12 protein-coding genes are annotated in these 9,676 nt (G+C 58.0%); 1 reads left to right on the plus strand and 11 read right to left on the minus strand.

The window, feature by feature from the left end; all coding sequences use genetic code 11:
- The 10 genes from AB1772_12620 to AB1772_12665 all read right to left on the minus strand — a co-directional run.
- Positions 1 to 242, minus strand: a 242-nt coding sequence (locus AB1772_12620) for an IS256 family transposase (protein ID MEW5797184.1), incomplete at its 3' end; no start/stop codon positions are given.
- A 229-nt stretch (positions 243 to 471) separates the two neighbouring features.
- Entirely contained in the window at positions 472 to 903 is a 432-nt protein-coding gene (locus tag AB1772_12625; GenBank protein ID MEW5797185.1) for a 4Fe-4S dicluster domain-containing protein, read from the minus strand.
- The gene (locus tag AB1772_12630) at positions 900 to 1,676 is read right to left on the minus strand and encodes a 2Fe-2S iron-sulfur cluster-binding protein (protein MEW5797186.1); all 777 of its coding nucleotides are present in this window, start codon (positions 1,674 to 1,676) and stop codon (positions 900 to 902) included. Before AB1772_12630 ends, AB1772_12625 begins: the two co-directional genes overlap by 4 nt.
- A 15-nt stretch (positions 1,677 to 1,691) precedes the next feature.
- Entirely contained in the window at positions 1,692 to 3,545 is a 1,854-nt protein-coding gene (locus tag AB1772_12635) for an NADH-quinone oxidoreductase subunit NuoF (protein ID MEW5797187.1), read from the minus strand.
- A 4-nt stretch (positions 3,546 to 3,549) separates the two neighbouring features.
- Positions 3,550 to 4,005, minus strand: a complete 456-nt coding sequence (locus AB1772_12640) for an NAD(P)H-dependent oxidoreductase subunit E (GenBank protein ID MEW5797188.1) — start codon at positions 4,003 to 4,005, stop codon at positions 3,550 to 3,552.
- On the minus strand, positions 4,002 to 4,571 hold the full coding sequence (locus AB1772_12645; GenBank protein ID MEW5797189.1) for a 2-oxoacid:acceptor oxidoreductase family protein: 570 nt from the start codon (positions 4,569 to 4,571) through the stop codon (positions 4,002 to 4,004). The genes AB1772_12640 and AB1772_12645 overlap by 4 nt, the downstream gene beginning before the upstream one ends.
- Positions 4,571 to 5,332 carry a thiamine pyrophosphate-dependent enzyme gene (locus AB1772_12650; GenBank protein MEW5797190.1) on the minus strand — a complete coding sequence of 254 codons (762 nt, stop codon included), beginning with the start codon at positions 5,330 to 5,332 and terminating at the stop codon, positions 4,571 to 4,573. Before AB1772_12650 ends, AB1772_12645 begins: the two co-directional genes overlap by 1 nt.
- A 5-nt stretch (positions 5,333 to 5,337) precedes the next feature.
- Positions 5,338 to 6,435, minus strand: coding sequence for a 3-methyl-2-oxobutanoate dehydrogenase subunit VorB (gene vorB, locus AB1772_12655; protein MEW5797191.1), 1,098 nt, complete (start codon positions 6,433 to 6,435; stop codon positions 5,338 to 5,340).
- Positions 6,436 to 6,463: 28 nt separating this feature from the next.
- Positions 6,464 to 6,697, minus strand: coding sequence for a 4Fe-4S binding protein (locus tag AB1772_12660; protein MEW5797192.1), 234 nt, complete (start codon positions 6,695 to 6,697; stop codon positions 6,464 to 6,466).
- A gap of 19 nt (positions 6,698 to 6,716) precedes the next feature.
- Positions 6,717 to 7,445 (minus strand): cobalamin biosynthesis protein CbiA, encoded by a 729-nt coding sequence (locus tag AB1772_12665; protein ID MEW5797193.1) that lies wholly within the window; start codon positions 7,443 to 7,445, stop codon positions 6,717 to 6,719.
- Positions 7,446 to 7,807: 362 nt separating this feature from the next.
- Between AB1772_12665 and AB1772_12670 the strand changes: the two genes are divergently transcribed.
- Positions 7,808 to 8,587, plus strand: coding sequence for a citryl-CoA lyase (locus AB1772_12670; GenBank protein ID MEW5797194.1), 780 nt, complete (start codon positions 7,808 to 7,810; stop codon positions 8,585 to 8,587).
- 287 nt (positions 8,588 to 8,874) lie between these two features.
- Here the strand turns inward: AB1772_12670 and AB1772_12675 are convergent, their stop codons facing one another.
- Complete coding sequence (locus AB1772_12675; GenBank protein ID MEW5797195.1) at positions 8,875 to 9,294, minus strand: DUF5684 domain-containing protein; 420 nt, start codon at positions 9,292 to 9,294, stop codon at positions 8,875 to 8,877.
- Positions 9,295 to 9,676: the final 382 nt, after the last annotated feature.

The following is a 9,676-nucleotide window of genomic DNA, read 5'->3' on the forward strand; positions in this document are numbered from 1 at the left end:
CTAACCCGCTTCTCAATCTCCCGACACGACCGCACCCCGTCACAATAGGCATAAAACAACACCCGCAATTGCATCCCCGGATCGTAAAACGCCGCCCCACGCTCACAGTACCGCCCATACAACTCCCGCAAATCAAGCCGCTTCACCACCTCATCCACCCACAAAACCAGCGGCTCCTCGGCCACCAGGTCCTTCCGACTCGTAAAATAGATCTGACTCGGGTCTTCCGGCTGATATATCACACCTACTCTCCTTGTCTCCTCTCCCAACACACTCTCATACACCCGCCACCAAATTGCAACTTAATTCACATCTTCTGGGACAGCCTCTCCTGGTCTGCCCCGCGAATGATACGGTGGGAACAGTCATGCTTCGACAGGTTCATCACGACTTGATGTGTCTGACAACGAGAATCAGCGAGTGTCGAAACCGCTCCCGAAGCAGGGATCTGGTTACTACCTACAATTTGTCCTACGCCGTCTCTCGCGCCAACACGATCGGTTCGTAGCGGAGGGCTTTGGTGGGGCAGAAGTGCGCGCAAACCGGATCCCCCTGACAAAGATCGCACTTGATAACGAGATTGTGATAGCTATCGAAGAGCGAGCAGCCGAACGGACAGGCCGCAATACACGCCATACAGCGGATGCACTTTTCTTGATCGAGGTCCATGGCCCCGGTCTCAGGATTACGCGTGATGGCATCGACCAGGCAGGATTTCGCACATGCGGGGTCGTCACACTGCAAGCATGTGACCGGCACCCATAAATCCGGCGCGCCGCCCGGGATTGGGTATATGCGGCTGCGGCCCGGTTTGCCGCCGATGCTGTGAGTGAATGAGCAGGCCAGCTCGCAGGTCCGGCAGCCGGTGCACTTTATCGGGTCGACATAAAAGCGCGCTTTCATGCTTTCTCCTGACGCTGCCAGAGCGCGATTTTGCCCATCGTGAGAGCGGTCTGTTCGCGGTGGCTCTGGTCCCCGTATTGGAAGTATTCCGCTGGAATGTCCCGGTGCTTGCTCAGGTACTCGGCAAACGCACGCGTGATAGTCGGCCGGCCGGTCTCTTCGCACTTGAGCATCTCGAAAGTCTTGCCCCAAATCGTACGAGTGTCGCCTTTGTCCGTGTACTTGATAAAATTCGTAGGACAAATCTGAGCGCAGGCAAGGCAGCCGACACAATCGGGCGGGGCCTGGTGGAGCGGCGGAGCGACCTCTTTGCCATGGCCGCGATTGACCGTCGAAATTGCACGGAAGCCCATCTGATCGCACACGCGGGTACAGAGGGCGCAGAGGATGCAATCGTCGCCGTCGGGCATCTCTTCGAAACTGGTCCTGGTGATGCCGTACTGGGCGGCGAGGTCCTGGACGTAAGGGGCCTTCGGTGACCGCGCCAGTTGCAGGTCGAGAATCGTCTTGCGCAGTTCGATGACCTGCGGGGTGTGGGTCGAAACGATCAGTCCTTCCTCGACCGGATACAGGCACGAGGTGACCAGCCGCTTCCAGCCGTCCCACTCCGCGCGGGTGATCTCGACCGTGCACAAGCGACAGGCCCCGAAAGGCTCGACCGCCTTGTGATTGCAAGTTGAGGGGATATCGATCCGCTCCCGCTGGATGACCGCCAGGAGCATCTCGTTTTCGGCGGCTCGCACCAGTTTGCCGTTTATTGTCAGACTGACCATGTAATCCTGTGGCTCCTATATCACGTCAATCGCTTGGTAGGTACAGACTGCGAAACATGCCCCGCATTTGGTGCATTTGTCCTGATCAAGCACGTGAATCTGTTTCTTCTTGCCGGTGATAGCGGTGTAGGCACAGGCGGTGATACAGGCCATGCAGCCGGTGCATTTGTCATTGATCTCGTAGCGAATAAGCGGCTTGCACACACCGGCGGGGCAGCGCTTCTCACGGATATGGACCAGGTATTCGTCGCGGAAGTACCGTATCGTGCTCAGGAACGGATTCGCGCCGGATTGGCCCAGACCACACAGCGAACCGGTTACGATAGCTTCGGACAGCTTCTCGGCCCGCGCCAGGTCTTCTTCTGTGGCATTGCCTTCGGTTACTCGAGTGACAATCCGGTGCAACTGGTAAAGCCCCTCGCGGCAGGGGACACACTTGCCGCACGATTCCGAGACCAGGAACTCCAGGAAGTACTTGGCAACATCGACAATACACGTGCGATCGTCCATGACAATCATGCCGCCGGAGCCCATCATGGATCCGGCCGCGGTCAGGGAATCGAAATCGACCTGCAGGTCGAGCTTGGACTCCGGAAGGCAGCCGCCCGACGGTCCGCCGGTCTGGACCGCCTTGAAGGGGCGGTCGTTGATGATGCCGCCGCCGATGTCATAGATAATCTCGCGGAGTGTGATGCCCATCGGTACTTCGATCAGGCCGGTGTTCTTGACCTTGCCCACCAGCGAGAACGCTTTGGTGCCGGTGCTGTTAGGTACGCCGATACTCTTGTACCAGTCGGCTCCGTTGCTGATGATGATCGGCACATTGGCGAAGGTCTCGACATTGTTGAGCACGGTCGGCTTGTCGAACAGTCCTTTGATGACCGACCTGATATACTTGGCGCGCGGCTCGCCGACTTCGCCGGCGACCGATTTCATCAGGGCCGATGATTCCCCGCAGACAAACGCGCCCGCGCCGCGTGCGATCCGTATCCGGAAGGAGAAGCCGGTGCCGAGAATGTTATCGCCGAGCAGCCCCTCGCGTTCGCAGTCATCGATCGCTTTCTGGAGGTGAATTACCGCGAGCGGATACTCCTCGCGAACGTAAATGTACCCCTGCTGCGACCCGACCGCGTAGGCGCAGATCATCATGCCTTCGAGCACTGAGTGCGGATCGCCTTCCATGATACTGCGATCCATAAAGGCCCCGGGGTCGCCCTCGTCGCCGTTGCAAATAACATAGCGGCGTTCATCCTTAACACTCGCGCAGGTTCGCCATTTCTTGCCGGTCGAAAAGCCGGCGCCGCCCCGCCCGCGCAGGCCGGAGGTCGTGATATCCTTGATAATCTGATCCGGCGTCATAGTGGTCAGCGCCTTGGCCAGCGCCTGGTAGCCCCCGACCGCCACATACTCGCGGATGTCATTGGCGGCTATCTTGCCGAGATTACGAAGAGCAATTCGCTGCTGGTGGGAGAAGAACGGAACATCGGGGTAGCGTTCTATCCGCGTTTGGGTCACCGGATTCTTGTAGAGCAGGGTTTCGATGACCTGGTTTTCGGCTATCGACTTGTCAATAATGCCCGCGACATCTTTCGGTTTGACGCGTGTATAGAACGTGCCCTGGGGTTCGATAACCACCAGGGGTCCCTGCTCGCAAAAACCGTGGCATCCGGTTTCTTTAACCGCCTCGACCGTGAACCCGTTGATCTCGCGTTCCCTGAGCGCCTTTTGAAAAGCCCCGACTATTGCGGCCGCGCCGTTGGCCAAACAGCCGGTGCCGCAGCAGACTATGACGCGCTTTTGAAAGCGATCCCGCGCCGCGCTGCACTCGTGATGCAACTGCTCTAACTGCTGAGGTGTCCCGATGCTCATAATCTCACTTGTCCTTGAGCAGTTTCTTGACGCGGCCGGGATTAACGGAGCCGTGATATTTCTCGTTGACCGTTACGACCGGCGCCATGGCGCACGCGCCGACACAGGCGACCACCTCCAGAGTGTACTTCATATCCTCGGAAGTGTTGCCGGCTTTGATATTCAGGAAGTTCTCCAACTGGTCTTGTATCAACTTCGCACCGCGAATGTGGCACGCCGTGCCGACACAGACACGAATGACCTTCTCGCCTTTGGGATTCAGACTGAAGACGTTGTAGAACGTGGCCGCCGAGAAAACACGGGAGAGAGGCACACCCAACGCCTCGGCGGTCTGCATGAGGGCCTCACAGGGCAGATAGCGGTACTCGCGCTGAATCTCCTGCAGGATCATGATAAGCGACTCGGGCGAGCGACCGTGCCGTTCGATCAGCTCAGGGAGGCGAGAGAAGTCATGATTCATACGCCCGCCCCCTTCTTCGACTTGTGCGCTGCCCGTCCCAGCTCGTACCCTTCCTTGAGTACTTTGTTGTTCACGGCGAGAAGATCTTTCTTGCTGCCCAGTTTTTCCATCAACACTGCGGCGACCGTGTCGTACCTCACGATGCCGGTTACGCCGACAAACGCCCCCAGCATGGCAATATTAGTTGCCTTGCCGCTTCCCGCGGCAATAGCCATGTCATTGGCAGGAACAAGCACCTCGGTGAGGTCAGTGCGGTCAGTGGTAACGTCAATCAGCGACGAATTGACGAGCAGCGTCCCACCCGGTTTTATCATGGGAACGAACTTGTCGAATGATGGCCGATTGAACACGCACGCCGCCTGGGGATTGCGGATAATCGGTGAGCCGATGCGGACGTCGGAGACCACGACCGTACAGTAGGCCGTGCCGCCGCGCATTTCCGGACCGTACGACGGTATCCAGCAGACCTGCTTGCCCTCTTTGATACCGGCATACGAGAGCAGCATGCCCGCCACCATGATGCCCTGGCCGCCGAAACCGGCCCAGATTACTTCATACTGGGCCATCAAACAGCCCCCTTGTCGGGTGAGCGGTACACGCCGAGTGGATAATACTTGAGCAGGTTTTCTTCGAGCCAGGCAGTGGAATCGGATGGTGTCATGCCCCAGTTGGTGGGGCAGGTGGAAAGAACCTCGACCATGGAGAAGCAGCGGTTGGCCGCCTGGTACTCGAAGGCTCTCCGCACGGCCCGTTTGGCCGCGATTATATGCTGCGGCGAATGCACGGACACTCGCTCGATATAAGTCGGCGTCACGAGCGCTGAGAGGAGTTCAGCCATTCGAATAGGGTGGCCGGTCTTGGCGATATCGCGCCCGGCGGGGCAGGTTGAGGTCACCTGGCCGGCCAGAGTGGTGGGGGCCATCTGGCCGCCGGTCATGCCGTAAATCGCGTTGTTGACGAAAATTGTCGTGAATTTCTCATTCCGGTTCGCGGCGTGAACGATCTCGGACATCCCGATCGACGCCAGGTCGCCGTCACCCTGGTAAGTGAATACAATCATGTCCGGCCGGCTGCGCTTGTATCCGGTGGCCAGGGCCGGGGCGCGCCCATGAGGTGATTCCAGAAAGTCACAGTTGAAATAGTTGTACGCCAGCACCGAGCAGCCGACCGGCGCGACTCCCACGGTGCGCTCGCGGAGCCCGAGCTGGTCGATCGCTTCGGCGACCAGCCTGTGAATCACCCCATGCGTGCAGCCGGGGCAGTAATGGGTGACAGTCTCGCGAAGTGCAGTCGGTCGGCCAAAAATCGTTGTCTCCGATTGGAACATACGGCTCAACCTCTCTTCTTGCGTGAATTGGCCGCCGTGTCGCTTCGGATCATCTTCTTGATCTGCTCCTTGACCTCGTCGGGGGTCGGGACAATTCCGCCGGTGCGCCCGAAGAATTTTATTGGCCGAGCGCCCTGCACGATGCGTTCGACATCCTCAAGCATCTGACCCATGCTCATTTCGACTGTAAGGATCGACTCTATGTTTTTCTTGTTGGCCTCTTTCCTAAGTGCCTCTTCCGGATAGGGGAAGACGGTGATCGGGCGGAACAGCCCGACCGAGATCCCCTCGGTCTCCAACTCATCGATCACCGTCTGGCAAATCCGTGCCATGGTGCCGTAAGAGACGATCAGGATTCTGTTGCCGGGACTGACTTTGTACAGCTCGTAGCGAGGTTCGTCCCGTTTCATCTGCCGATACTTCTTGTCCAAGACAATCGAGTTATCCTCGAGAACGTACGGATCGAGATGAAGTGATTTGATGACAATCGGCGGACGCCCTTTGGCGCCGGTAGCGGCCCAGTCCTTGGGCGGAAGTTCCGGCTCTTCGTATTTCTCTGGAAATTCGACCGGCTCCATCATCTGGCCGATCATTCCGTCGCCGATGATCATCACCGGGTTGCGATACTTGTCCGCCAGGTGAAAGCCGAGCATGGTTAGGTCGACCGCTTCCTGCACCGACGATGGCGCCAGCACCAGCACGCGGTAGTCGCCATGCCCGCCCCCCTTGGTAGCCTGCAAATAGTCTGACTGTGCAGGCAAGATTCCTCCCAGGCCGGGCCCGCCGCGCATGATGTTTAAAATGACACAGGGGAGCTGCGCGCCCGCCATATATGATATCGCCTCCTGCATCAGGCTGATACCGGGGCTCGATGACGACGTGAATACTCGTCGACCGGACGAGGATGCGCCGAACAGCATATTGCCGACCGCGATCTCGCTTTCCGCCTGCAGGAAGACCCCGCCGACTTCCGGCATCCGCTTGGCCATGTACTCGGCTACTTCCGTTTGGGGCGTGATCGGATAACAAAAGTACACGAGCGAGCCGGCGCGGATAGCCGCCTCAGCGATCGCTTCGTTGCCTTTCATCAGTATCTTAGCCACATCGCATCCTCCTTGCCGACCCGCCCGACTAATAATCAAAAAGAACGAATTGAGTGCCGTGGGTATCCACAGTGATAGCAACGTCGGGACACACCACCGCACAAATGCGGCAGCCGATGCACCGCGACGGGTCGTGCATGCGGGCGTAGAAATAGCCTCTGACCGTGATGTCTTTGGACATCGAAAGAATCTTCTGGGGGCACGCCTGCACACACAGCTCGCACCCTTTGCAGTGATTCTTGTCTATGGTCACTCGAGGCATACGGTTTCTTCCTAAAAACTCAGCTCATCTCGGCCGACGCGCTTCGCTCCCACGGTTTCAGCAGTGAGCGATCAATCACGAGCACCGGGTACATGATCTGGTGCTTGTCCAGACCGGTCAGAACACTCTCCGAAGCGCTTACAAAACAGATCGGCAGTCCGGTCTGGCGGCTTACCTGGCCGGCGAGCTCTATTCCGTGGAGAATAGCCTCAACGGTGGTTTGCTCGATCAAGTGCGAATTAGAGATCAGCCCGGTGAAGCGAAGGCGGCCGGCGTTTTCAATCTCGGTCATCATCTTCAGCGCGCCCTTCAGGTCCGCTGTGAATGGCCGGTACGCGTTAAGTGTCAGAAGCATGTCATACTTGCCCGGAGTGAAGGCGTCGGCCAGGGAACTGAGTACTCGCGCGCCGAGATCGTCGCCGCCGATATCAAGTATCAACTTGCCTTCGGCCCGCTGAATCGCAGTCTTTATTTCCGGCAAAATGATGGGGAGATCGGCAGTCGCATACGACCCAGCGGGGACTATCGATTTGATGCCGAGTAAAGCCAGCGCCGCCGCGGCCTCGCGGGAACGAAAATACGGGTTGACGATATCGAGATCGGCAATCGCTACCGTCTCCTCTCCGGATTTCTTCAGGTGCCGCGCAAGGTTGACCGCAACTTCCGACTTGCCGCTGCCAAAACCGCCGACAATGACAATCACGTTTTGGGAGAACCGGGGAGAGGAGAATTCGGCTGCCAACGACATCTAACTGCAACGCTCGCTTTCAAGTGCCGGTCAAACCGGACGGTGCTGCTGTGGACAGCGACCACTTGACGGCTTGGCCCAACTTTCAAACCGAGATAATATAATGACCTCAGCAGGTCAAGGTCAAGCGACTTTGTGAAAAACGTAACAAAGATCAAACTCGGCCTCAGGCTCGGTTATTGACCTATTCTATTATACAACAACCCGTTATAAAGCACAACCAGATTTGTATTCATTTCCTACTCAATGCACAGATTCCAAAAAATCTTGCCATAGACCAACCGTATAACCAGATTGTCCTTCGAACTACTCCGGAACGAGATAAGATGAAATGTCCTAAGCTGTTGGACTGAGGTAAAGGTATGGCGGAAACGAACTGGAAGACGAGTATAACCGATATCGGCCCCAACCGCATTCGCGTGCGCGGGTACGATATCGCTGAAATCATGAGCAGACTTTCTTACGCCGAGGCGGTCTTTCTTCTGCTCAAAGGTGAGTTGCCGAGCAAAGCCGAGGGGGAATTGATGAACGCAATCCTCGTTTCGTCAATCGACCATGGCGCGTCGCCGCCATCGGTACTCGCTACCCGCGCGGTGGTTTCCGGCGGCAACAGTCTCAACGCCGCGATTGCCGGTGGCGTATTGGTGATCGGTGACTGGCACGGCGGGGCTATCGAGCAGGCGGCCAGGATCATGCAGGAATGGGCGAGTAAGCTCGACGATACTGGCAGCAACGCGATGCAAGTGGCGGGAGAATTGTCGGGCTGGCTCAAATCACAGAAGATACGCATGCCCGGATTCGGACACCGTATTCACACCGATGATCCCCGCACGCCGAAACTGTTCGAGATCGCCGCGCGCCACGGCTACGGCGGCAGGCACATCAAGCTCTGCCAGGCGCTCGAACAAGTTCTGGCCCGACAACTGGGCAAGAAGCTGCCGATTAATGTCGATGGCGCTATCGCCGCGGTCGTATCGGACATGGGCTTCGACTGGCGCCTGGGCAAAGCGTTTTTCATCATCAGCCGTGTGCCCGGTCTGGTGGCTCACGCCTACGAGGAGATTACCCGCGAGCGGCCGGTGCGCAAACTCGGTCCGCTGCCCTACGATTACGACGGGCCGGCGGATCGTAGTCTCGGTTGATGGCGGAGAAGCGTAGGGCGGATTTGCTTCAAACCCGCCACCACACTCCATGGTAGCCACGAAAGGCCGGCCTGCCTTAAGCCTGACGCAAGATGGCAGAATCACCGGCCGCTCGCTAACGCGAGCAGCCCAGGGATTCTGCCCTACTGCCCGTTGCGCAGTAACGGTCAACAGCTTCGCGGGGCAGACGAGGATGTCTGCCGCCCGCGTATGATGTCGCGCGCTTCCGTGCAGAGTGGAGCCTGCCCCCGACTCGATTAGGGGTCCTCAGCCACAACTACACATGATTAAACGTTCGCCGGTTGGCGCGGCTGGGGTGTCTGGTACGGCGGAGCCGGACGCGCCGGTGTGCCTGAGAAGGCCATCACGGCGAGGGCCACAAAGTTAAGTACCGGCACGAGAACTAGAATTCCCCAAAACGGCGCAACCCCGCACGCCTTGGCGGCTTCGTACCAGAGCACCGCGAACACGACAATGTTCACCAGCGGCACCAGGCAGAGGAAGAACCACCACCAGGGCTTGGAGGCCATTTTGAACAGCAGGAACAGTCCTACGATCGGGATCCACGCCCACCAGGCGCAATCGTTAAGTCCGATCTTCTGGGCCATTCTCATCTGGCAAAATGAGAAGTAACAATAAACCCCGATAAAGAACAGCAGGGGGATCATGCCGAGCGCGGCAAGAAATCCGGTTTGATCTTCGTACATAGTTTCCTCCATACGGTTACTATTTAGGTCCGAGGCAGATTCCAAAGCAGCAGGTGCGATAAGTGCAAGATCGGCATCCTTGTGCCCTGAATGTTCCCCACGGGTGAGTATCGATTACCGGCGATAAGGAATCTGTGCAGGTTTTGAACACGGGAGACAATGCCGCCAAGCAGGGTTCGGACCCGACTGAGCTACTACTCTGCTCGCGGTCGAGAGAGGCGCGTGGATTCTGCCCGACGTCTCCACTGGGTTCTCTGCGCGGCAGACGTCCTGAGGCTGTCTCATAAGCTGGAAAAGTTGCGGCAGGCCCTCTGTAGCGCTCGTCGAAAGACGGACGCGGACGGAGACCTCCGCCGTAATTCTCCTATCTCCAATGGCGTCA

The organism is Candidatus Zixiibacteriota bacterium, from assembly GCA_040752815.1.
GTDB lineage: Bacteria > Zixibacteria > MSB-5A5 > GN15 > FEB-12 > JAGGTI01.